This is a genomic window from Streptomyces sp. NPDC059008, from assembly GCF_042749045.1.
Taxonomy (GTDB): Bacteria; Actinomycetota; Actinomycetes; order Streptomycetales; family Streptomycetaceae; genus Streptomyces.
The window spans coordinates 1-21,427 of the sequence record NZ_JBHYJC010000047.1 but is presented as its reverse complement, the minus strand read 5'-3'; the positions used below and the strand labels follow the sequence as shown (position 1 = coordinate 21,427).

Here is a 21,427-nt window from a genome sequence, read left to right as displayed (position 1 = left end):
GGCAGCGGCGCCCTAGGGAGCGGTCAGGGCGGAGTCGGCCGATGTGTGTGCTGACGATGCACGACTCCGTACCCCCCACGCCACCTTTCCGAAGATCCATAGCACCGCCGGGCGCGCCCTAGTACGGGCGCGGACTGCCCCGGCCCTCCGAGAGGAACTCCTCCCGTGTCTGCCGTTCGACACCGCCTGCTGGCGGCCGCCGCCACCGTCCCGCTTCTGATCGGCGCGCTGGGCGCCTGCGGCTACGGCTCCGAGGCCAAGAAGGAAACGTCCGCCGGCGTCGCCCCCAAGGGCGCCAAGACCGACGGGCTCGATCAGATCAAGATCGGGTACTTCGGCAACACCACGCACGCCACCCCCCTGATCGGCCTCCAGAAGGGCCTGTTCCAGAAGGAACTGGGCGGCACGGCCATCAAGCCCGCCACCTTCAACGCGGGCCCCGCCGAGATCGAGGCGCTCAACTCGGGCGCCATCGACATCGGCTGGATCGGCCCCTCCCCCGCGATCAACGGCTTCACCAAGTCGCAGGGCAAGAGCCTGAAGATCATCTCGGGCTCGGCGTCCGGTGGTGTCTCGCTCGTCGTCGACCCCAAGAAGATCAAGGGTCTGGACGACCTCAAGGGCAAGAAGATCGCCACCCCCCAGCTCGGCAACACCCAGGACGTGGCGCTGCTGAACTTCCTGGCCGGCAAGGGCTACAAGGTCGATGCCACCACCGGCAAGGGTGACGTCACCGTCCAGCGCACCGACAACAAGGTGACGCCGACCGCCTTCGAGCAGGGCTCCATCGACGGTGCCTGGGTGCCCGAGCCCACCGCGTCCAAGCTGGTCGCCGCGGGCGGCAAGACGATCCTGGACGAGAAGAAGCTGTGGAAGGACGGCAGGTTCGTCATCACGAACGTGATCGTCTCGCAGAAGTTCCTCAAGGAGCACCCGAAGGCCGTCGAGGCCGTGCTGCGCGCCTCGGTGAAGACCAACGCCTGGATCCGGTCGCACCCGGCCGACGCGAAGAAGGCGCTCAACGACAAGCTGGCGGAGGTCGCCGGCAAGCCGCTGCCGAACGACGTCCTCGACCCGGCGTTCAAGAACGTCGACATCACCGACGACCCGCTGGCCGCCACCCTTGAGCAGGAGGCCGATCACGCCGTGAAGGCGGGTCTGCTGCAGAAGCCCGACCTCAAGGGCATCTACGACCTCACGCTGCTGAACAAGGTGCTCAAGTCCGAGGGCAAGCAGCCGGTCGACGACGCCGGCCTCGGCAGCAAGTAGCCCTCACCGCACCGCACTCCCCCAGGAGGTGACACCGATGACGACCACCACGCTCACCAAGCAGCAGCCCGCCACGGCGGACACGGGCACCACCGTGCCGTACGCGGCTCGCATCGACCATGTCTCGAAGTCGTTCGGCCGCACCGGCGCGCAGCAGCAGGTGCTGGACGACATCAGCATCGATGTGGCACCCGGCGAGTTCGTCTGCCTCCTGGGGGCCTCGGGCTGCGGCAAGTCCACCCTGCTCAATCTGGTCGCCGGCCTCGACGCGCCGTCCGCCGGCGCCATAGAGACGCCCGGCGGCCGGCCGGCCCTGATGTTCCAGGAGCACGCGCTGTTCCCGTGGCTGACCGCGGGCCGCAACATCGAGCTGGCGCTGCGGCTGCGCGGGGTGCCGCGCGCCGAGCGCCGCGACGAGGCCGAGCGGCTGCTCGAACTCGTCCGTCTCAAGGGCGCGTACGGCAAGCGGGTGCACGAGCTGTCGGGCGGTATGCGCCAGCGCGTCGCGATGGCCCGTGCGCTCGCCCAGGACAGCCAGCTGCTGCTGATGGACGAGCCGTTCGCCGCGCTGGACGCGATCACCCGCGATGTCCTGCACGACGAGCTGACCCGCATCTGGCAGGAGCAGAACGACAGCGGCTCCGCCGGCAACCTCTCGGTGCTGTTCGTCACCCACAACGTCCGCGAGGCCGTACGGCTGGCCGAGCGGGTGGTGCTGCTGTCCTCGCGGCCGGGCCGGATCGCGCGCGAGTGGCGGGTGGACATCCCGCAGCCGCGCCGCATCGAGGACGCCGCGGTCGCCGACCTTTCCATCGAGATCACCGAACAGCTCCGTGGGGAGATCCGCCGCCATGGCCAGCACTGAGACCTCGGCCGAGTCGGCCGCCGCATCGAGCGGCGACGCCCCGGCCACCGACACCGCCCTCGCCAAGAAGCGCGACGCCTCCGGTGACATCGCCGGTCTGGAGGCCGGCCTCGACGCGCTGGAGTCCACGGTCGTCGCCCGGCAGCCGTGGCTGCGCACCACCGCCTCGAAGGCGCTGCCCCCGCTCGTCGCCATCGCGATCGTGCTGGGACTGTGGCAGCTCGCCTACCACTTCGAGCTCAAGGCGCACTACCTGCTGCCGAGTCCCGTGGACGTCGCCCGCTCGCTGCAGCAGAAGTGGCTCGAGGGCACCCTGCTGAACTTCGTGTGGACCAGCGTCTCCCGCGGCGCCCTGGGCTTCCTGGCCTCGGTCGCCCTGGGTACGGTGCTCGGACTGATCGTCGCCAAGATCAAGGCCGTACGGGCCGCGATCGGCCCGATCCTCAGCGGTCTGCAGTCGCTGCCCTCGGTGGCCTGGGTGCCGGCGGCGATCATCTGGTTCGGGCTGAGCGACGCCACCATCTACGCGGTGGTGCTGCTGGGCGCCGTCCCCTCCATCGCCAACGGCCTGGTGGCGGGCGTCGATCAGATCTCCCCGCTCTATCTGCGGGCCGGCCGCACCATCGGTGCGACGGGTCTGGCCGGGGTGCGGCATGTGCTGCTGCCGGCCGCGCTGCCCGGCTACATCGCCGGCCTCAAGCAGGGCTGGGCGTTCTCCTGGCGCTCGCTGATGGCCGCCGAACTGATCGTCAACGCGCCCGACCTGGGCACCGGTCTGGGGCAGTTGCTGGAGCAGGGGCGCGAACTGCAGGACATGTCCTGGGTGCTGGGCGCGATCCTGCTGATCCTGATCGTCGGCATCGGCATCGAGCTGCTGATCTTCGCGCCGATCGAGCGGCGGGTGCTGCGCAGCCGCGGCCTGCTGGTGAAGAGCTGACCGATGGACATCCGCCCCGCCTCCCCCACGCTTGTCGTCGTCGCCCACGGCAGCCGCGACCCGCGGCACGCGGCGACCGTCTCCGCGCTCTGCGCGCGGGTACGGGCGCTGCGGCCGGGGCTGCGCGTCGAGGTCGGCCATCTCGACTTCAACGCGCCCCGGGTGCCGCGGGTGCTGGAGCGCCTGTCGGCCGAAGGGGTCCGGGATGTGGTGGCGCTGCCGCTTCTGCTCACCCGCGCCTTCCACGCGAAGTCCGACATTCCGTCGGTGCTGCGCGAGGCCGCCGCGCGGCTTCCCCTGCTGACCGTCCGCCAGGCCGAGGTGCTCGGCCCGTCCCCCCTCCTGACCGGTGCGCTGGAGCGCCGGCTGGCCGAAGCCGGGCTGCGGCCCGGCGACCGCCGCTCGACCGGGGTCGTACTGGCCTCGGCGGGCTCTTCGGACCCGGAGGCGATCGCAGTGATCGCTGAAATCGCGCGGGAGTGGCGGCGCACCGCTGGTTGGTGTGCCGTGCGACCTGCGTTCGCCTCCGCATCTCTTCCCCGCACGGCCGATGCCGTACGGGCGCTGCGCGCCGAGGGCGTGCACCGGGTGGCCGTCGCCCCGTACGTCATCGCCCCCGGCTTCCTCCCGGACCGGATCGCCGCCGGTGCCCGGGAGGCCCGCGCCGACGTCCTCGCCCCCGTCCTCGGCGCCGCTCCCGAACTGGCCCGGCTGGTGCTGCGCCGCTACGACCAGTCGGTGCTGGCCGGCGCCCGCGGTGAGCTGCCGGCACTGATCGCCTGAGCGCGCTGCGCCCGGGGCGGCGCAGGGGCCCCGGCCTCCGGTCCTGGCCACGGTGCGGGAGCCGGACCGGCGCCGGTGTGGGTCACTGCGCCCATTCCGGTCGCCACGTCCCGGCCTCGTGCGGGCCGGGCCGCCTGGCGGCGAGGTAGTCGCGAAGCGTACGCAGCGCGGGGTGCGGATTGTCGCCGCGCCAGATCAGCGAGTGCGGGTAGACCGGTGTCGGGTCGTGCAGGTCGATGCGCCGCAGATCGCAGTCGGCGGGCCAGACCAGGCGGGTCTGCTCGCCGACGAAGGTCGCCAGCACCGCCGAGTCGGCGATCGTGTCGAGCAGCGGCTCGGTGCCGAAGTCGGGGCCGGTCACCTCGATGGTGAGGCCGAACGCGGCGGCGAGGTCGTCGTAGTAGACGGCCCACTCGGTGCCGGTGACGAGACCGGGCATCCAGATCCGGTGGCCGGCGAGCCGGGCGGGGGCGACCGAACGGGCGGCGGCGAACCGGTGGGCCGGTCCGGTGAGGAGCTGCAGGGGCTCATGGAGGACCCGGACGGCCTCGATGCCGTCGGGGAGCTGCCGCGTGGGCAGGGTGACGGCGCGGAAGGACGCGTCGATCGTGCCGGACCGGACGGCGGCGAGGGCCGCGTCGGCGTCGAAGAGGGTCACGACGTCGAGTGCGGTGCCGGGGTGCGCGCGGTGGAAGTCGCGCAGCAGCGCCGCGGGGGCCAGTTGCCGCCCGATCACGTCGACGCGCAGCGCGCGGCTGCCGGGGCGCACGGAGGCGGCGGCCCGCTCCTCGGCCCGCAGGAGGTCGCGGGCGTGCGGCAGGAACGCCTGCCCGTCGATGGTGAGCCGGGCCCCGCGCGCCGTACGCGTGAACAGCCGCACCCCGAGGTCCCCCTCCAGCGTGGCGACCCGCTTGGAGACGGCCTGCTGGGTGATCGACAGGTGGGCGGCGGCCTCCTGGAACTGCCCCGCGTCCGCGACGGCGACGAAGGTGCGCACGGCATCGAGATTCACGCCGACCACCCTAGGGTCGGCTCCACCTCCGCGTACAACGCATGGTTGTACTCCACCACGCACAGCGGTTGTTTGATCGGCGGGCCTGCCCCTGGCTTGGATACGACACAACAACGCGAGGTCGTTCGGGTGGCGTGAGGGCGACGGTCAGGGGGGCGGGGGCATGGAGTCCAGGAGGTCGCTGGGGCGGAGTTTCGGGTGGCTGTGGGCGGCGTACGCGGTCAGCGCGTTCGGTACCCGGCTCGCGTTCGACGCGTTCCCCATGATCGCGATCCTGGTGCTGCACGCCGGGCCGGCACAGGTGTCGGCGCTGACCGCCGCGGGGCTGGCGGTGGGTGCGGTGGTGGCGGTGCCGCTCGGGCCGTGGGTGGAGTTCCGCCGCAAGCGGCCGGTGATGGTGGCGATGGACCTGGTCCGGTTCGCGGCGCTGCTGAGCATCCCCGCCGCGTACGCGCTCGGCCGGCTCGGTTTCGCCCAGCTCGTGATCGTGTCGGTCGTCGTGGCCGCGGCCGACATCGCCTTCAGGGCGGCCAGCGGGGCGTACCTGAAGTCGCTCGTACCGCAGGAGGATCTCCTCGTCGCCAACGGGCGGTTCGAGGGCACGACATGGACCACGACCCTGCTCGGGCCCCCGCTCGGCACGACCGCGATCGGACTGCTCGGCCCCATGGCGACCGTGGTGGCCGATGCCGTCAGCTATCTGCTCTCGGCGGCCGGGATCCGCGCGATCGGCGGCGGTGAGCCACGCCCCGCGCGACGCACCGCCGCGCCACGCCGCCGGGCCGGCGGCCTGCTCGAGGGATGGCGATACCTGCTCGCCCACCCGACACTGCGTCCGCTACTGTTCAACACGGTCCTGGTCAATGCGCTGATCATGGCGACCATGCCGCTGCTCGCCGTCCTCATGCTCGGCCGCCTCGGCTTCGCCCCCTGGCAGTACGGCCTCGCCTTCGCGGTGCCCTGCGTCGGCGGACTGATCGGCGCACGGCTGGCCCGCCGGCTCGTCGCGCGGTTCGGGCAGCGCACGGTGATGCTGACCTCTGGGACGCTGCGCGCCTGCTGGTCGCTCGGACTGGCCTTCGTCGGTCCCGGGGCCGCCGGGATGGTGCTGGTCATGGCCGTCGAACTCGGGCTGATCACCTGCTCCAGCGTGTTCAACACGGTGTACGCGACCTATCGGCTGGAGCGCACCGCGACGGACCAAGTGGCCCGCACCCTGTCCGCGTGGTCGGTCACCGGCAAGGCCGCCACCGCGGCCCTGACCGGGTTGTGGGGCCTGTTGGCCGGCCTCACCGGCCCCCGCACGGCAATCGCCCTCGCCGGTCTCCTCCTTCTGGCCACGCCGTTCCTCCTCCCCCGTCGCGACAACGCACCGCGACACGAAGGGGAGCCGGCGCCGGTCCCCACCTGACCTCGGATCAAGGCGCACCTCGGTTTCCGCGCCAACGGCACGACCTGGGGCCCGAAGAAGACCCTCAGCACGAACGAGCGCGCCGACAGCACCTGGAACATGAGCTGACCCTGCGGCCGTTCGTATGTCGCCCTGATCACGGTCGACGGCCAGGGCACGTTCGAGACGCCCCCGCCACCTGCTGACACCCCCTCCGCACGCGCTTGTGCGTGTGCGGAGCCGGCCACCGCGTTGCGCCACGAACCCTTGTGTTCCTTTCTGTTCTACACAACACTCTCAATGCACAGAAACGCGCACCGCTGAACATGTTCGAACCTTGGGCGACGACCGATCGAGTCGAGGAGAGCAGAGATGACGCAGTTCAGCCGACGGAGATTCGTGAGCGCGGCCATGGTGGGCGCCGCGTCGGTGGGTGTCGCCCTGGGCAGCGGCCGTACCACCCTCGCCCAGGCCGAAAGCCCGCGGGGACTGACCGTCCGCGGCGACGAATTCCTGCTGGACGGCGAGCCGTTCCGGATCCTCTCGGGCGCCTTCCACTACTTCCGAACGCATCCCAAGGACTGGCGGGACCGGTTGCTGCGGATGCGGGCCATGGGCCTGAACACGGTGGAGACCTACGTCGCCTGGAACTTCCACCAACCGTACGAGCGCAAGCCCGACTTCACCGGATGGCGCGACGTCGTCGCCTTCGTACGGACCGCGGACGAGGTCGGGCTGAAGGTGATCGTGCGACCGGGGCCGTACATCTGCGCGGAGTGGGACTTCGGCGGTCTGCCCGCCTGGCTCCTGAAGGACAAGGACGCGCCGCTGCGCCGCTCCGACCCCGCGTACGAGCGAGCCGTCGACACCTGGTTCGCCGAACTGCTGCCGCGCTTCGTCGATCTGCAGGCCACCCGCGGCGGGCCCGTCATCGCCCTGCAGGTCGAGAACGAGTACGGCAGCTACGACGACGACCACGCACACCTGGAGCATCTGCGGGACACCATGCGGGCGCAGGGCATAGACAGCCTCCTGTTCTGCTCCAACGGAGCCTCCCGGGAAGCGCTCGAGGCCGGCAGCCTCCCCGACCTCCTCTCCACCGTCAACTTCGCCGGGGACCCCACCGGGCCGTTCGCGCAGCTGCGTGAATTCCAGCCGGGCAAGCCCCTGTTCTGCACGGAGTTCTGGGACGGCTGGTTCGACCACTGGGGCGAGCGCCACCACACCACCGACCCGGCGCAGACCGCGGCCGACGTGCGGAAGATCCTCGAAGCAGGAGGGTCGATCAACTTCTATATGGCGGTGGGTGGAACGAACTTCGGCTGGTCCGCCGGGGCCAATCTGCGCGGCAGCGCCTACCAGCCCACCGTCACCAGCTACGACTACGACTCCCCGATCAGCGAATCCGGCGAACTCACCGAGAAGTTCCACAAGGTGCGCGAGGTGCTCGCCGAGTACACCACGCTGCCGCCCACACCCCTGCCGGCCACACCACGCCGGATGCCAGCCCAGAAGGTCACCGTCCGCGAGTCCGTACCGCTGATGCAGGCCCTCGACGCACTGAGCGGCGCCCCCGTGCGCCGTGCCGCCCCCGTCCACATGGAGGCCCTCGGACAGCCGCACGGGCTGATCCACTACCGCGCCCGGGTGCGCGGACCGCAGGGGACCAGGCGCCTGCGGATCACCGGACTCGGCGACCGTGCGCTGGTGTACGGCGACGGCCGGCGCATCGGCACCTTCGACCGCAACCAGCCGGCCCACACCGTCGACTTCACCGTTTCCGGCGCCTTAAGCACCCTCGATCTGCTGGTCGACCCCACCGGGCGGGTCAACTTCGGCCAGGGCCTCAACGACCCCAAGGGAATCAGCGGCACAGTCCTCCTCGACGAAGAGGAACTGCGCGACTGGGAGATCCGCCGACTGCCCCTGGACGATCTCTCACCCCTGAAGTTCGGCAGCGGAAGCACCCCGACCGGCCCCGCATTCCACCGGGCCCGGGTCCATGTCGACACCCCCGCTGACGGCTTCCTGGCCTTTCCCGGCTGGGACAAGGGCATGGTCTGGCTCAACGGTTTCGCGCTCGGCCGGTACTGGTCCCTGGGACCACAGGTCACCCTCTACGCACCGAGCCATCTGTGGCGGCGCGGCCGGAACGACCTCGTCGTACTGGAGATGGAGCGGACGGGCGACGGGATCGAAGTACGGTCGGCGCCCGATATCGGCTAGGAGGGCCCGGCGGCCCTTCAGCGTCGGGAGGCGGGGCGCGGGGGCGCGGCGATGCGTACCCGCCTCTCCTGGGGCGCGTTCTCTATGTCGTCGAGCTGCGCGATGATCGTGCTGCGCAGCTCGTCGTAGTCCTCGAAGTGGAAGTCGTGGAACAACGTGTAGCCCGTCCACATCAGGTTGGCGCACACCTGCGCCGGCACCCGGCCCGTATGGGCGCCCATGCCGACCAGCGCCACCGACCCGATGCTTCCCGGCGCCTCCCTGTTCTGCCGATGGATCGCCTGGAACGCGGCGGCGCACGCGAGGGCCACGTTCAGGGTCTCGCTCACGTTCTGGTAAGAGGCTTCCATCGTCGGCGTCGAGATCAGGAACTTCGGATTGACCGCCCCGGACCGCACGCACACCGCGCTGCCCACCGGGAGTCTTCCGGCGAACTGGTCGCGGATCGCCCGCTGCACCCGTAGCTGGATGCCCGCTCCGATATGCCGCTTGATGACCGCGTCGACCCCGCCGTCCATCCGGCCCCGGGAGTTGGTCGGGTTGACCCAGGCATCGACCTCCTCATCGAGGATCGAGCCCTCGCGGATCTCGATCCCGGGGGTGTCGGCGAACGCCGCCCGCCAGGCCTCCACCACCTTCGTGTTGATGTCGGTCAACACCACCCTGAGCGGCGACTGAACGCGGTTGCCGGTCATAATCCACTCCCCCTGAGAGACGGTCCTTCCACCGCTCACGACGCTACCCTGCCCCACTGACAACGCCTCTGCCAGCGGCCGTTCGTGACCTCTCGTCATGATTGCCAGTGCCCCGACCCGGTGTTAGCCTGCCGCCAGATTTCCGCGGGCCAGGCCCTGGATTCCCCCACCGTCGACAAGATTCGACGCCTGCCCAAATGCACGGCATTTGAGGTTCTCCAGCATCACATCCAGCCCCCTGCGCCGACATCGACTACGTCACCACCCCACCCCTCCATTTCGTTCAAAAATTCCATTCCCTTCCACCTCGTCATCATGCCCTCAAGCACGTTCTGAACAATTCGGAGTTCCCTCACCATGAGCGATGCCCACATGCCTGCCACGCCCGATCCGAATGACCCGCTGGCCCTCGTCGAATTGTTCAAGGGCGGCGGTGAGCCGTGGCTTCCCCTGCTGAAGCCGGTCATCGAGGCCCAGCCGGACGCGGCCGCGTTCATTGGCGCGGACCGCGGTCCGGAGGTCGTCCCCGTCCGTGAATTGACCTTCCAGGCCCTCAAGCCCCATCCACCACACAAGTGGAAGGTCGTCATCTTCGGCCAGAACCCTTACCCGCGACCGGAAAGCGCCACGGGTATCGCCATGTTCGACAACACCTTCCACAACTGGAAAGACAGTCAGTTCGGCAGGGTCGTCAGTATCCGCTGCATCATCAAGGCCGCGGCGATGTGGAAGTACGGCATACCCAAGAAGACCCCGATTGCCGATATTCGCGCACTCTTGAAGGAACAGGACGCCGTCCAACCACCGGAGTGGTTCCAGGCGATGCTCACGCAGGGCGTACTGCTGTTGAACGCGGCACTCACCGCCAGCGGTGACGGGACGACGGGGACCGACCGGCACACCGCGTTCTGGCGTCCGGTCGCCGAGCGGATCGTCGAAGAGATCCTCAGGGCCAAACAGAACGCCGACGAGGAAGACCGGGGTGTGGTCTTCGCATGGTGGGGAGCTCACGCGCGCAATCTGAAGAAGATCGTCCTCCGGCTCCAGGAGAAGTACCCCGAGGTCGAAGTCCGGCATATCGACCACCCCAATCCCGCCGCGCAGGGCGACATCTTCTGTGAAGGCGACCCTTTCGGAACGGTGAACGCGGCCCTCGCATCGCTGGGCGCCGAGGAGATCGACTGGCTGCCGAGCACAGGGTGGAACGAGCTCGCGGCGGAGGCCGACGGGACCAACGGCGACCTCGCCGCACGCATGGGCGCGTTCATCGCCTCCACCATGGAGCTTCATCAGCTCTACCTCGAACGGCTCGCCGGTGTAAAAGACGAGGGCCTCGTCCTCCCCGCGATCACGGGTGTATTCGACACCCCGCTCATGGACTTCCGCGACGCCGTCGGCCCGGTGGCCAAGCTGCTGTCCGGGCTCGATCGGCACGTCGAGCTGTCGCATGAATTCGGCAAGCGGCGGGCGGACGAGGTGGCCGACAGCCTGTCCGCCGACGCCATCGCCGCCCTTTACCTCTATACCTGCGAGTCCGCGTTCTACCGGGAGATCAACGCCATCCTCCGCTCTCCGGACCGGACCAGGATCATTCCCTACCTCCCTTATCTGCGGCTGCTGTTCTCGGCGGTGTCACGGCTTCCCGCCCGCACGGAGTCCTTGTGGCGCGGGGTGTCGCTGGACCTGCGTGCGCAGTACCCACTCGGACGGACCGTGACCTGGTGGGGCGTGTCCTCCTGCACCTCCAAACTCAGCGTGGCCCGGGCGTTTCTCGGCAGCCGCGGCAAGCGGACGCTCTTCGAGGTGCTCCCCGTCCGGGCCGTGGGAATCCACAGCTTCTCCGCGTTCACCGACGAGGAGGAATTCATCCTCTCGCCCGGCACGCAGCTCAAGGTGACGGACGTGAAGGCCGAGCGCGGCGGCTTGTGCACCGTGCAGCTGACCGAATTGGCGGAGCAGACCCTCGTGTCCTGAGCAGGCGGGCGCCGGCCCTGTGGCTTGCCGGACGACCCTTCGTACTCACCCCGCTCCCGCGAGCGCCGTCCGTCCGGACGGGGTGTCGGCCCGCCCCTTCTCGTACACCGTCAGGCCCCGTGCCAGATGGAGCGGCACCAGGAGCAGCTCCACGACGAGGGCCTTCCAGGCGTAGACGAGGTTGACGGCCTTGGTGGCGTAGACACAGGGGAGGTTCAACAGGACGCCGGTCAGCGGGAGTTTGCGACGGTGGGCGGCGTAGATCAGGGGTGGGGCGGTGAGGAGGAGTTCGGCTCCGGCCCACCAGGTGACGGTCAGCGGGAGCGGCTGACCGGTGGTGGCGGCGGCCAGGAAGGGCGTCGCCCACCACAGGGGTGCGGTGACGATCTCGAAGAGGGCGAGGAGCACCCAGAGCGCCAGGAGCGGTTTGCGGAGGATCAGGCGGCCCAGATGGAGGCGGACGTTCTGACAGAAGCCGGCCATCCAGCGCCAGACCTGTTTGCGGAGGTAGGTGAGGTCTTCGGGGTCGGCGGCGAGGGCGACGGCGTCGGGGACGTAGACCGCACGTCTGCCGGCGAGTTGCTGGGACCAGGTGTAGTCCATGTCCTCGCAATTCCCTAATTAGGAATGGGCGGGGTTCCTGACATCATTCTCACCTCTCCTGAAGGGTATCAACTCGAAGAGCGCTGGGCCCTGTTGGTGAATCTACAGCCCATCCGGGATTCCCATTCGGCGTAAATCGGGAAATAGCTCACACTGAGAGGTCAGCGAAAAGTCAGCACCATCCCCCAGTGATCTTGGTCGCGCTGACAGGGGCGGCCGCATTGACTGAGCGGGACGCGCCCTGAGCTCCGGAATCAGGGGACTTTCGGGTGTCCAAGGTCCTTCTGAGCAGCGCAGATATCGCAGTTGGGGCTGGCACGACCAGTCGAATCTCTGTCCCTTCTCTGTCCCTTGTTGACCCCTGTTTACCGCTCTATCTGGCACGCGACTGGCACGGCGGGGCATCGCCGGTGATTCGGAGTTTCCACGCAGGTACCGGATCGCTGTGCGTCGCGGGCACTACTGCGGTGGGTCCGCGGATTGCGGGGGAGTCTGGGAAAAACGCGATGGCCGCCCAGGAAGCCTGTGCTTTCCGGGCGGCCATCGACCGGGGAGACAGGTCAGTGGCTCCCGGTGAGTTCGCCGCTGAGCTTCTTGTGGATCTGGGCGCTCGGCTTGTTGAGGCCGATGATCTCGACGGTTTTGCCGCGCTGGGCGTACTTGGTGGTGATGGCGTCGAGGGCTGCGACGGAGGAGGCGTCCCAGATGTGTGCGGCGCTCAGGTCGATGACGACCTTGTCGGGGTCGGTGGCGTAGTTGAACTGGGGGGCCAGGTCGTTGGAGGAGGCGAAGAACAGTTCGCCGGTGACGGCGTAGACGACCTGGCTGCCGTCGGGGTCGGTGACGGCGGTGACGTTCGCCAGGTGGGCGACGCGCTTGGCGAAGATGACCATCGCGGTGAGGGAGCCGGCGACGACGCCGATGGCGAGGTTGTGGGTGGCCACTACGCAGGCGACCGTGACCAGCATGACGGTGATCTCGCCGACGGGCATCCGCTTGAGGGTCTTCGGGGCGATGGAGTGCCAGTCGAAGGTGCCGATGGACACCATGACCATGACGGCGACGAGGGCTGCCATGGGGATGTCGGAGACGATGGGTCCGAAGGCGATGCACAGCACCATCAGGAAGGCGCCGGCCAGGAAGGTGGACAGGCGGGTCCGGGCGCCGGAGACCCGTACGTTGATCATGGTCTGGCCGATCATCGCGCAGCCGCCCATGCCGCCGAAGAAGCCGGTGACGATGTTGGCGATGCCCTGGCCGATGGACTCGCGGGTCTTGGAGGAGCGGGTGTCGGTGATGTCGTCGACCAATTTGGCCGTCATCAGGGATTCCATCAGGCCGACCAGGGCCATGGCGAGCGCGTACGGAGCGACGATCTTCAACGTGTCCGGGGTGAACGGCACGTCCGGCAGCCCAGGCACGGGCAGCGAGGAGGGCAGTTCGCCCTTGTCGCCCACGGTCGGCACCGCGATGCCCGCCGCGACCGTGATGACGGTGAGGATCACGATGGACACCAGCGGCGCGGGCACCACCTTGGTGACCTTGGGGAAGAACACCATCAGCGCCAGGCCGGCGGCGATCAGCGGATAGACGGCCCACGGCACGCCCGTCATCTCCGGCACCTGCGCCATGAAGATCAGGATCGCCAAGGAGTTGACGAAGCCGACCATCACGCTGCGCGGCACGAACCGCATCAGCTTCGCGACGCCCAGCGCGCCCAGCACGATCTGGAAGACGCCGGCGAGGATGACGGCCGCGACCAGATAGCCGAAGCCGTGCTCGCGGTTGAGCGGTGCGATGACCAGGGCCACGGCGCCGGTCGCCGCGGAGATCATGGCCGGGCGGCCGCCGACGATCGCGATGGTCACGGCCATGGTGACGGACGCGAAGAGGCCGATCGCCGGATCGACGCCGGCGATGATCGAGAACGAGATCGCCTCGGGGATCAGCGCCAGGGCGACGACGAGGCCGGCGAGGACCTCGGTGCGGAAGACCTTCGGGGACAGCCAGGAGGGGCGAAGGCCGCGCAGCCGATCGGCCGCCGGGGGCAGTGCGGACGTGGACAAGAGGAGGCGATCCTGTCGTGCTCGGGCACACCTGGTGTCACGGCAGGCGTGCGGGGAGACGCGGAAGACCGGGGCGGCACTCCGCAAAGCCCGCGAGCGGCGGGCTTGAAGTCACAACGCAGCAGCGAGTGCGACCGGGAGGAGACCGGGCACAGCTTGGGGGCGAAGGGTCACGGTGGGCAGGCGGCGGCGCTGGGCGTCAAGGGGATGCGCACGCTCTCTCCTGCAGGCATCGGGCTTCGCCGGGGGCGTCGTCGGCCCCGACACGGCTGAGAAAGTGCGAGATGGTGTCCCGCACCATGGAGTGGGGACGGCCCAACACCGCCCCTTGCATCCGCAGACTCTACCCTAACGTTACGGTAGAGATCGCTGTGGGCCGCCCGGCCTGCGGCGAAAGACGAGGAAGGCGTCCGCGTGAGCAGCGAGCACATGCAGATCGGCGAGGTCGCCGCGCGTACCGAACTGTCGCTGCGCACCATCCGGCATTACGAGGAGACCGGCCTCGTCATCCCGTCGGCCCGTTCCCAGGGCGGATTTCGCCTGTACACCGAGGCGGATGTCGCCCGGCTGATGGTGATCCGGCGTATGAAGCCGCTGGGCTTCACGCTCGACCAGATGCGCGACCTGCTGGAGGCCACCGACCGTCTCGACGCCCCCGCCGGGCTCGGCGACAGCGAGCGCGAGGCGCTCCTGGGCCGCGTGCGGGAGTACCAGCAGGTGGCGGCCCGGCGCGTCAAGGAACTGCGGGTGCAGCTGTCCCGAGCCGAGGACTTCGCCGCCACCCTGAACGCCCGTCTGGACCAGGCCACGCCGGCCCGGACCTGACTCAGCTGGCCGCTGCGGCCTCTCGCAGGGCCTGTCGCAGCTCCGCCAGGGGTGGAATGCCGGACAGCCCCTGCGGGCCCTGGTAAACCCGGCAGGTCATGCCGGGCAGCTGGCCGGGCTGGGCGAACGGGGCGCGCCCGTTGACCAGCACCGTGGGCGATCCGGCGAACCCGGACCGCTCCGCATCGTCCGGGTCTTTGATCACCCGTGTGGTGAACACAGCTTCCGGCGGCCCGACTTCGGCCAGTGCCCGGCGTACCTGGTCGGCCGCAGGCTGTGCATGGGGGCAGTCGGCCACTGTGAGCAGCTCGATCTCCATATCTCCATGGTGCCCCGCGGCCTCGGTGCGGCGTCCCGTTGTGGGCTGAGCGAGCCGTCCTCCTGAGCCTGCTGGAGCATGGCGGTCAGTTGCTGTTCACGGCAGTTGGGGCCCTCAGCAAAGGTCCGGCCGTCACGGGTTGAGGGTCGGACTCGTGCCGGGTGTTGGGGTGATCTCGACGAAGGGGATGTGGTCGCGGCCGATGAGGTAGTAGTCGTCCGTGCTGCCGTCGGTCTCTATGCCGCAGATGCCCATGAGGCGGCGGGCGGTTCGGGGGTGGCGGGGTGCGTAGTCGGCCATGGCGCGGCCGGATTCTTCGGGTGTCATGGGGCGGGCGAGGGCGGTGGTGCGGTGCCGCCCGACCTGGATGGTGACGCGCGGGGTGTGGCGGATGTTGCGGTACCACTGTGAGGTGGGGCCGAAGCCGGAGGCCAGGTGGTAGGCGCCGTTCTGCGGATTGCGTCCGGTGATTTCCAGGACGACCTGGCGGGGCTGTCCGCTTTTGCGGCCGGTGTGGGTGAGCAGCAGGACTCGGCTGCCCGTGAGGGCGCCCAGGTGCCAGCGGTACAGGTGGATCGGGGCGCGTGCGATGAGGCGGCGCCAGCCGGTCGGGGACGGGGTGGCTTTGACCTTGCGCGGCATCGCAGACCCTTCGGTGGGATGGCGGCGGCACGACACCACGCATCGCAGCCGGACTTCCCTGCGTACGGGCGCGGGTGAGACGGTCCGGCCTGGGCCTGTGCCCGACGTGCGTCTCACGGTGACCGCACGACGGCATCAGTACTGCTTCGCAAGCTCACGCCGCCGTACGTCCACCGCTACCGGAGATGGCTTCGTTATCTTTGCAGAGGGCAAATGAACATGCGAGGCGACTTCCGGATCGCGTCGACATCAGGATGCTGCGGGGCCGGGCGGGTCCGGCCATCCCAGCGGGTGCAGCCGGGCTGGCGCCGGGGGCGGCCGGTTCCCGCCTGCCTCGGCGAACGCGGTCAGGACCTCGATCAGCGAGGCGCGCTGCCCCTCGTGGCGGCGCTGGAATTCCTCAACGGCACTCTCGCCGCCTTCGCCACGCCGGCGCTGCGCGGTTTCGTACCCCAACTCGTCGGCAAGGCCCGGATCCGGGAGGCGAACGCGCTGCTGGGGTCGGTGCGCAATGCCACGAAGATCCTCGGGCCGAGCCTGTCCGGCCCCTCGCGCATCGGACCCGGCTCCGGCCGGCAACTCTCCTGCACCGGCCGGTGATGAACGTCGCCGTCCTTCCGCCTGATGGTGAGCGGGCTTCGGCCCGCGCCCTTCACAGAGCCGTGGCGGGCCAGTCGAGCAGTCGGGCGCCGATCACCGCGGTCTGGAGCATGTAGCGGTGGTCGGGGGCGGCGGGGTTGGCGCCGGTCAGGGTGTGGATGCGTTCCAGGCGGTAGGTCAGTGCGCGCACGCTCAGGGAGAGCCGGCGGGCGGCTTCGGCGGCAATGCAGCCGGAGTCGAAGTACGCGGTGAGCGTGTCGAGCAGGGGCTCGGGCCCGCCCCGGGCCGTGGTGAGGGGACCGAGGGCGCTGCGGACGAGGTCGGCCATGGCCTGCCGGTCGCGGGTGAGGACGGGGTAGACGAGCAGGTCGGCGGCGTGCAGCACGGGGGCGTCGAGCTCCATGCGGTCGGCGAGGTCCAGGGTGTTGAGCGCTTCCTCGTACGACTGGACCACGCCGCCGGGGCCGGGCTGGGCACGCCCGATGGCGACCCGGCCGCCGTCCGTGGCAGCGTGCGCCTGCTTGGCGAAGTGGAGGAGGACCTCGTCCTGGTCGCCTGGGGCGATGCACAGCATGCGCCCGTCCTTGGTGGTGAGCAGGGTGCTGCGGTCGCCGAACCGGGCGATGAGGGACTGCTCGACGCGTCGGGGAACGGGGTCGCCCTCGTCGTAAGCGGCCGGTCCCTGCGCGACGGCGACCGCATGGGCGTGGGAGAGGCGCAGGCCGAAGCGTTCGGCGCGCTCGGCCAGGCGGCCCAGATCGCTGCGGCCGTAGAGGAGGTCGTCGATGAACTCACGGCGGGCGGCCTCCTCTTGACGTACGGCCAGCCGCTGAGCCCGCTCGTAGCCCTCGGCGAAGGCGTCGATGGCCTGCTGCACGGCGGCAAGCATGCTGTCTGCCGATGTGGGGGCGCTGGGCCAGGCGGTGCGGGTGGCCGCGAGGTGGCTGCTGACGAGGGTGCGGAGGCTTAGTCCGGCTTCGGCGGCCTGCTCGCCGAGGGAGCGGCGGGCGGTGATCTCGTCGCGGGTCAGCCGGCGGCCGGTGGCCGCGACGTCGGCGAGGATCTGCGCATACCCCGTCAGACAGTCCTCGGGTATCTCATGGTCCGCCACAGTTCCCCCGGTTTCCTGACGTGCTGGTGACGCTTTCTTAGCGGCATCCTGGGCACGGAGACCTTAGTGAAGACTGCCGGGAACGGGCAATTGCCGTCGAAATCCGTCAGCACCGTGCTGCCGACCCCGCCACCTCATGGCCACCCCCGGCCGGCACGCGGCCAGGCCACAAGGGGAGCGAGAGCCTGGCTCCGCGGGTATGCAACGGTTGGCGCCATGGTCTGGAACGCAGTGCCGCGTCGTCGGTGTCCGTCTCGGCCGGTTGTATGGTGCCCAGGTCCGTCCCGGCGTCGCATCCGCGGCGCCGAAGGCGGCGCCTCAGGCGCGAGACAGGAGCCGATCGTGCGCGCACGTGACCTGGCGGTGGAATACGAGACGGTCGGCCTCGACAGTGAGGCCCTGGACGCGGCCCGGCTGATGGCCGAGCACCGGCTGCCCGGCCTGCTGGTGGTGGATGAACAGGGCGCCCCGGCGGCGATCCTCCCGGCCTCCCAGATGATCAAAGTCCTGGTACCCGGCTATGTCGTGGAGGACCCGACACTGGCAGCAGTGGTGGACGAGCACCACGCCGACCGGCTGTGCCAAGCGTTGTCCGGCCGCACCGTGCGGGACTGCCTGTCGAAGACGGCACCCGCGCCGCCGGTCGCGGCGCCCGACGACACCGCACTGGAGGTCGCGGCACTGATGGCGCAGGTCCGCAGCCCACTGGTGGCGGTCACAGACAAGGACGGGACCGGCGCACCACGCCTGCTCGGCGTGATCACCGCCTCCCATCTGCTGGAGCGGCTACTCATCGCCGCGCCCTGACAGGCGGTCCGGAGCTGAGGGCCTCCCGGAGCTCTTCTTTGATGCGGTCCACATTGTCGAGGGTGACTTCGCGGGGCAGCCGCACAGTGACGTGATCCGGAGCGGGATCGGCCCCGCTCGCTCGGGGGCGAAATGGATGCCGAAGAAGAGCGTCCGGCTGGCGCGGGTCATGGCGGCCGTGGTGCTCTCCGGCAGGGAACTCGTTCGGCATCCGGGCTCCAGGGCAGGGGCGGCTGACTGCCGACCAGACTTCCCGGCGCACTTGATCGTGAGCCTATGGTCATCTCCCACCACCCCGCCGCTCTAGGCGGGGCGGGAGTAGGTCGAACGGAGCCCCGCGGCGTGGCTGAGCCGGTCAGGCACGGCTGTTCGTCCACCGTCAGTTGCCGGAGTCCGGCAACCATCCGGCCCTCGTACTGCCCGTTAGGGATCTGTCAAAGACTCGTCAAGGAAATGTAAGCTTCCGCGCGGTGTGCCGGGAAGTCTGGTCGGCGAGCAGGGGATCACTCTCTCTTCCGATCGGGGCTTACGTCATGGTGCTCGTGGTGGTGTTCGGTGTCGCACTGTTGGTGGCGGTGTTGTTGTCCGGGCTGGCGGCGCGGACGGTGCTCTCCACATCGCTGCTCTTCCTCATCGGTGGGGCGTTGGTCAGCGACGGGTTCCTGGGGCTGATCCACATCACGCGCGACAGCGAGATGGTGTCCGTCACGGCCGACCTGGCGCTTTTCGCGGTGCTGTTCACCGACGGCATGCATGTCTCGCTGCCGAAACTGCGGGCGAACTGGAAGAGTCCCGCCCGCGCCCTGGGCCTGGGCATGCCGCTTGCGTTCGTCTTCATGGCACTGATCACCCACTACCTGGTGGGCCTGGACTGGACGACGTCGTTCCTGGTCGGAGCTGTTCTCGCGCCCACCGACCCGGTGTTCGCCTCGGCGATCGTCGGCCGGATCGAAGTCCCGGCCAAACTGCGGCAGCTGCTGAACGTGGAGAGCGGCATCAACGATGGTCTCGCTCTCCCGGTCGTCCTCGTCCTGATCGCCGCCGCCGGCCCGACCGCGGGTGACGCGGAGGCGTCGCTGACCAAGATCGCCCTGGAACTGGCGCTCGGTATGGCCGTCGGGATCACGCTGCCGCTGTTCGTCAACGGCCTCGTACGCTTCCGGCACCTCGGCGCCGAGCCGAAGCTGCAGCCGCTGCTGCCCTTGGCGACCGGCATCATCCTGTATGCGCTGTGCCACCTGACCCACGCCAACCCCTACCTGGCCGCGTTCTCGGCCGGCGCGGTCCTGGCCCACGTCTCGCCGGAGGCGCAGAGGTCCTTCGAACCGCTCGGCGAGGCGCTGGCGGAGCTGGCGAAGTTCGCGGCACTGCTGGTCTTCGGCGCGCTGCTGACGCCGCAGCTGTTCGGCGCCCTGTCCTGGGGCGGCTACGTGGTGGTGATTCTGGCGATCGTGCTCATCCGCCCGGCCTCGCTGCTGATCTCGCTGCTCGGTACGAGCTTCCCCCGCCGGGAGAAGCTGGTGGCCGCCTGGTTCGGTCCCAAGGGCTTCGCGTCGGTGGTCTACGGCCTTCTGGTGCTCCAGTCCGGCATCCCGCACGCCGAGGAGGCGTTCACCCTCATCGCGGTGTGCATCGCCTTCTCGATCATTGCCCACAGTTCCACGGATGTGCCGATCGCTCGCGCCTTCCACGTCGATGGCCCGGCCGGCGCCCCGGCCGCACGCGATGGCGGTGCCCCCTGCCCCCGTGCGGGCACTGCGGAGACCGAGCCGGTGCACACACGCGGGGACACTCTGCCGGAACCTTTCATCGGAGGATCGTGAACAACTGGCACAGCTGGGCGGCAGTCGTCGTGTTCGTCGGCGCCTACGCCCTGATCATCAGCGAGAAGATTCACCGGGTCGCCGTGGCCCTCGGCGGCGCTGGGCTGATGCTGGTGATCGGGGCGACCGACGATGTCTCGGCGTTCTACGCCAAGGAGTCCGGCATCGACTGGAACGTCATCTTCCTGCTCATGGGCATGATGATGATCGTCGGCGTACTGAAGAAGACCGGCGTCTTCGAGTACCTGGCGATCTGGTCGGTCAAACGGGCCCGCGCCAAACCCTTCCGGGTGATGGCCATGCTCATCGTCATCACGGCCGTGGCCTCGGCGCTCCTCGACAACGTCACCACGGTCCTGCTGATCGCCCCCGTCACCCTGCTCGTCTGCGAACGCCTCGCTCTCCCCGCCGCGCCCTTTCTCATCGCCGAGGTGCTCGCCTCGAACATCGGCGGCACCGCAACCCTGGTCGGCGACCCGCCCAACATCATCATTGCCAGCCGTGCCGACCTCACCTTCAACGACTTCCTGGTCCACCTCGCCCCCCTCTCCGCGTTCCTGGTCGTCGTACTCCTCGTCCTGTGCCGGGTGATGTTCCGCAAGACCTTCGTCTATGACGAGGACCGGGCCGCCGAGATCATGACGCTTGAGGAGGGCGAGGCCATCAAGCACCCGCGCCTGCTGGTCCAGGGCCTCATCGTCCTGGCCCTGGTCGTGGCCGGCTTCGTTCTGCACCCGGTCCTGCACTACGCGCCCAGCATCGTCGCCCTGCTCGGCGCCGGCCTCCTCGTCGCCATCTCGTCTGCGGAGACCAACGAGGTACTGGCAGAGGTGGAATGGCCCACGCTCGCCTTCTTCGCGGGCCTCTTCGTCATGATCGGTGGTCTGATCGACACCGGCGTCGTCAGCGAGATCTCCAAGGCGCTCGCCGACATGATCGGCTCCAATGAACTCGGCGGTTCCATGACGCTGCTGAGCGGCTCCGCGGTCCTCTCCGGAATCGTCGACAACATCCCGTACGTCGCGACCATGGCTCCCATCACCAGCGATCTCGTCCACACCATGGGCGGTGGCAGTGATCACGTCCTGTGGTGGGCCCTCGCCCTCGGCGCCGACCTCGGCGGCAACGCCACCGCCATCGGCGCCTCCGCCAACGTCGTCGTCCTCGGCATCGCCGAACGCAACCGCCAGCCCATCTCCTTCTGGCAGTTCACCAAGTACGGACTGATCGTCACCGCGGTGACGGTGGCACTGTCCCTCGGCTACGTGTGGCTGCGGTACTTCGCCTTCGGGTGACGTGAGGTGGTGTGGCGTTGGTGGATGCCGACCGCCTTCGCCGACGCAGGCTTAGTGGTCAACGCTCGGAATACTGGTCGGGTTGACCTCAGTGAGCGTTTGATTCTGGGTTGTCTGTTTTGTTTGGCTCAGGTGTCACGCCAGTTGGTGGTGGCTTCGTGGGTGAGGCGGCGGGTCATGAGGTT

19 protein-coding genes are annotated in these 21,427 nt (G+C 69.3%); 12 read left to right on the top strand and 7 right to left on the bottom strand.

Going from position 1 to position 21,427, the window contains the following annotated elements:
* Nucleotides 1-165: 165 nt before the first annotated feature.
* From ACFWZH_RS33270 to ACFWZH_RS33255, 4 genes are read left to right on the top strand one after another with little or no spacing between them, the layout of a single operon-like run.
* Complete coding sequence (locus ACFWZH_RS33270; RefSeq protein ID WP_384439902.1) at nucleotides 166-1,269, top strand: aliphatic sulfonate ABC transporter substrate-binding protein; 1,104 nt, start codon at nucleotides 166-168, stop codon at nucleotides 1,267-1,269.
* 37 nt (nucleotides 1,270-1,306) lie between these two features.
* Nucleotides 1,307-2,134 (top strand): ABC transporter ATP-binding protein, encoded by an 828-nt coding sequence (locus ACFWZH_RS33265; RefSeq protein WP_384439899.1) that lies wholly within the window; start codon nucleotides 1,307-1,309, stop codon nucleotides 2,132-2,134.
* Nucleotides 2,121-3,071 carry an ABC transporter permease gene (locus ACFWZH_RS33260; protein ID WP_384439897.1) on the top strand — a complete coding sequence of 317 codons (951 nt, stop codon included), beginning with the start codon at nucleotides 2,121-2,123 and terminating at the stop codon, nucleotides 3,069-3,071. The genes ACFWZH_RS33265 and ACFWZH_RS33260 overlap by 14 nt, the downstream gene beginning before the upstream one ends.
* A 3-nt stretch (nucleotides 3,072-3,074) precedes the next feature.
* Nucleotides 3,075-3,854 carry a sirohydrochlorin chelatase gene (locus ACFWZH_RS33255; protein ID WP_384439894.1) on the top strand — a complete coding sequence of 260 codons (780 nt, stop codon included), beginning with the start codon at nucleotides 3,075-3,077 and terminating at the stop codon, nucleotides 3,852-3,854.
* Nucleotides 3,855-3,936: 82 nt separating this feature from the next.
* Here the strand turns inward: ACFWZH_RS33255 and ACFWZH_RS33250 are convergent, their stop codons facing one another.
* Nucleotides 3,937-4,866, bottom strand: coding sequence for a LysR family transcriptional regulator (locus ACFWZH_RS33250; protein ID WP_384439891.1), 930 nt, complete (start codon nucleotides 4,864-4,866; stop codon nucleotides 3,937-3,939).
* Nucleotides 4,867-5,029: 163 nt separating this feature from the next.
* Between ACFWZH_RS33250 and ACFWZH_RS33245 the strand changes: the two genes are divergently transcribed.
* The gene (locus ACFWZH_RS33245) at nucleotides 5,030-6,277 is read left to right on the top strand and encodes an MFS transporter (RefSeq protein ID WP_384439888.1); all 1,248 of its coding nucleotides are present in this window, start codon (nucleotides 5,030-5,032) and stop codon (nucleotides 6,275-6,277) included.
* Nucleotides 6,278-6,628: 351 nt separating this feature from the next.
* Nucleotides 6,629-8,482 carry a beta-galactosidase family protein gene (locus ACFWZH_RS33240; RefSeq protein ID WP_384439885.1) on the top strand — a complete coding sequence of 618 codons (1,854 nt, stop codon included), beginning with the start codon at nucleotides 6,629-6,631 and terminating at the stop codon, nucleotides 8,480-8,482.
* Between the two features lie 17 nt (nucleotides 8,483-8,499).
* Here the strand turns inward: ACFWZH_RS33240 and ACFWZH_RS33235 are convergent, their stop codons facing one another.
* The gene (locus ACFWZH_RS33235) at nucleotides 8,500-9,177 is read right to left on the bottom strand and encodes a macro domain-containing protein (RefSeq protein ID WP_384439882.1); all 678 of its coding nucleotides are present in this window, start codon (nucleotides 9,175-9,177) and stop codon (nucleotides 8,500-8,502) included.
* Between the two features lie 357 nt (nucleotides 9,178-9,534).
* Between ACFWZH_RS33235 and ACFWZH_RS33230 the strand changes: the two genes are divergently transcribed.
* Nucleotides 9,535-11,151, top strand: a complete 1,617-nt coding sequence (locus ACFWZH_RS33230; RefSeq protein WP_384439879.1) for an ADP-ribosyltransferase domain-containing protein — start codon at nucleotides 9,535-9,537, stop codon at nucleotides 11,149-11,151.
* A 45-nt stretch (nucleotides 11,152-11,196) separates the two neighbouring features.
* Here the strand turns inward: ACFWZH_RS33230 and ACFWZH_RS33225 are convergent, their stop codons facing one another.
* Nucleotides 11,197-11,754 (bottom strand): hypothetical protein, encoded by a 558-nt coding sequence (locus ACFWZH_RS33225; RefSeq protein ID WP_384439876.1) that lies wholly within the window; start codon nucleotides 11,752-11,754, stop codon nucleotides 11,197-11,199.
* 560 nt (nucleotides 11,755-12,314) lie between these two features.
* Nucleotides 12,315-13,820 carry a SulP family inorganic anion transporter gene (locus tag ACFWZH_RS33220; protein WP_384439873.1) on the bottom strand — a complete coding sequence of 502 codons (1,506 nt, stop codon included), beginning with the start codon at nucleotides 13,818-13,820 and terminating at the stop codon, nucleotides 12,315-12,317.
* A 414-nt stretch (nucleotides 13,821-14,234) separates the two neighbouring features.
* On the opposite strand from ACFWZH_RS33220, the gene ACFWZH_RS33215 reads away from it, so the two are divergent.
* Nucleotides 14,235-14,645 carry a MerR family transcriptional regulator gene (locus ACFWZH_RS33215; protein ID WP_384439870.1) on the top strand — a complete coding sequence of 137 codons (411 nt, stop codon included), beginning with the start codon at nucleotides 14,235-14,237 and terminating at the stop codon, nucleotides 14,643-14,645.
* A 1-nt stretch (nucleotide 14,646) separates the two neighbouring features.
* Here the strand turns inward: ACFWZH_RS33215 and ACFWZH_RS33210 are convergent, their stop codons facing one another.
* Entirely contained in the window at nucleotides 14,647-14,964 is a 318-nt protein-coding gene (locus ACFWZH_RS33210) for a hypothetical protein (protein ID WP_384439867.1), read from the bottom strand.
* Nucleotides 14,965-15,096: 132 nt separating this feature from the next.
* The gene (locus ACFWZH_RS33205) at nucleotides 15,097-15,606 is read right to left on the bottom strand and encodes a nitroreductase family deazaflavin-dependent oxidoreductase (RefSeq protein WP_384439864.1); all 510 of its coding nucleotides are present in this window, start codon (nucleotides 15,604-15,606) and stop codon (nucleotides 15,097-15,099) included.
* Between the two features lie 213 nt (nucleotides 15,607-15,819).
* On the opposite strand from ACFWZH_RS33205, the gene ACFWZH_RS33200 reads away from it, so the two are divergent.
* Nucleotides 15,820-16,206, top strand: coding sequence for a hypothetical protein (locus ACFWZH_RS33200; RefSeq protein WP_384439861.1), 387 nt, complete (start codon nucleotides 15,820-15,822; stop codon nucleotides 16,204-16,206).
* Nucleotides 16,207-16,258: 52 nt separating this feature from the next.
* On the opposite strand, the gene ACFWZH_RS33195 is transcribed toward ACFWZH_RS33200, so the two are convergent.
* Nucleotides 16,259-17,317: a PucR family transcriptional regulator gene (locus ACFWZH_RS33195; RefSeq protein WP_384439858.1), complete on the bottom strand. Its 1,059-nt coding sequence runs from the start codon at nucleotides 17,315-17,317 to the stop codon at nucleotides 16,259-16,261.
* Between the two features lie 342 nt (nucleotides 17,318-17,659).
* Here ACFWZH_RS33195 and ACFWZH_RS33190 point away from each other — a divergent pair, with 342 nt between their 5' ends.
* The 3 genes from ACFWZH_RS33190 (at nucleotide 17,660) to ACFWZH_RS33180 (ending at nucleotide 21,242) form a co-directional block, all read left to right on the top strand.
* Nucleotides 17,660-18,124, top strand: a complete 465-nt coding sequence (locus tag ACFWZH_RS33190; protein WP_384439855.1) for a CBS domain-containing protein — start codon at nucleotides 17,660-17,662, stop codon at nucleotides 18,122-18,124.
* Nucleotides 18,125-18,657: 533 nt separating this feature from the next.
* Nucleotides 18,658-19,947 (top strand): cation:proton antiporter, encoded by a 1,290-nt coding sequence (locus tag ACFWZH_RS33185; RefSeq protein ID WP_384439852.1) that lies wholly within the window; start codon nucleotides 18,658-18,660, stop codon nucleotides 19,945-19,947.
* On the top strand, nucleotides 19,944-21,242 hold the full coding sequence (locus tag ACFWZH_RS33180) for an SLC13 family permease (protein WP_384439849.1): 1,299 nt from the start codon (nucleotides 19,944-19,946) through the stop codon (nucleotides 21,240-21,242). Before ACFWZH_RS33185 ends, ACFWZH_RS33180 begins: the two co-directional genes overlap by 4 nt.
* Nucleotides 21,243-21,427: the final 185 nt, after the last annotated feature.

What these genes read in the sequence shown, in the direction of transcription:
- ACFWZH_RS33200 (WP_384439861.1), top strand. Translation starts at nt 15,820, where the DNA reads ATGAACATGCGAGGCGACTTCCGGATCGCGTCGACATCAGGATGCTGC.
- ACFWZH_RS33260 (WP_384439897.1), top strand. Translation starts at nt 2,121, where the DNA reads ATGGCCAGCACTGAGACCTCGGCCGAGTCGGCCGCCGCATCGAGCGGC.
- ACFWZH_RS33230 (WP_384439879.1), top strand. Translation starts at nt 9,535, where the DNA reads ATGAGCGATGCCCACATGCCTGCCACGCCCGATCCGAATGACCCGCTG.
- ACFWZH_RS33185 (WP_384439852.1), top strand. Translation starts at nt 18,658, where the DNA reads ATGGTGCTCGTGGTGGTGTTCGGTGTCGCACTGTTGGTGGCGGTGTTG.
- ACFWZH_RS33235 (WP_384439882.1), bottom strand. Translation starts at nt 9,177, where the DNA reads ATGACCGGCAACCGCGTTCAGTCGCCGCTCAGGGTGGTGTTGACCGAC.
- ACFWZH_RS33265 (WP_384439899.1), top strand. Translation starts at nt 1,307, where the DNA reads ATGACGACCACCACGCTCACCAAGCAGCAGCCCGCCACGGCGGACACG.
- ACFWZH_RS33210 (WP_384439867.1), bottom strand. Translation starts at nt 14,964, where the DNA reads ATGGAGATCGAGCTGCTCACAGTGGCCGACTGCCCCCATGCACAGCCT.
- ACFWZH_RS33255 (WP_384439894.1), top strand. Translation starts at nt 3,075, where the DNA reads ATGGACATCCGCCCCGCCTCCCCCACGCTTGTCGTCGTCGCCCACGGC.
- ACFWZH_RS33240 (WP_384439885.1), top strand. Translation starts at nt 6,629, where the DNA reads ATGACGCAGTTCAGCCGACGGAGATTCGTGAGCGCGGCCATGGTGGGC.
- ACFWZH_RS33205 (WP_384439864.1), bottom strand. Translation starts at nt 15,606, where the DNA reads ATGCCGCGCAAGGTCAAAGCCACCCCGTCCCCGACCGGCTGGCGCCGC.
- ACFWZH_RS33225 (WP_384439876.1), bottom strand. Translation starts at nt 11,754, where the DNA reads ATGGACTACACCTGGTCCCAGCAACTCGCCGGCAGACGTGCGGTCTAC.
- ACFWZH_RS33245 (WP_384439888.1), top strand. Translation starts at nt 5,030, where the DNA reads ATGGAGTCCAGGAGGTCGCTGGGGCGGAGTTTCGGGTGGCTGTGGGCG.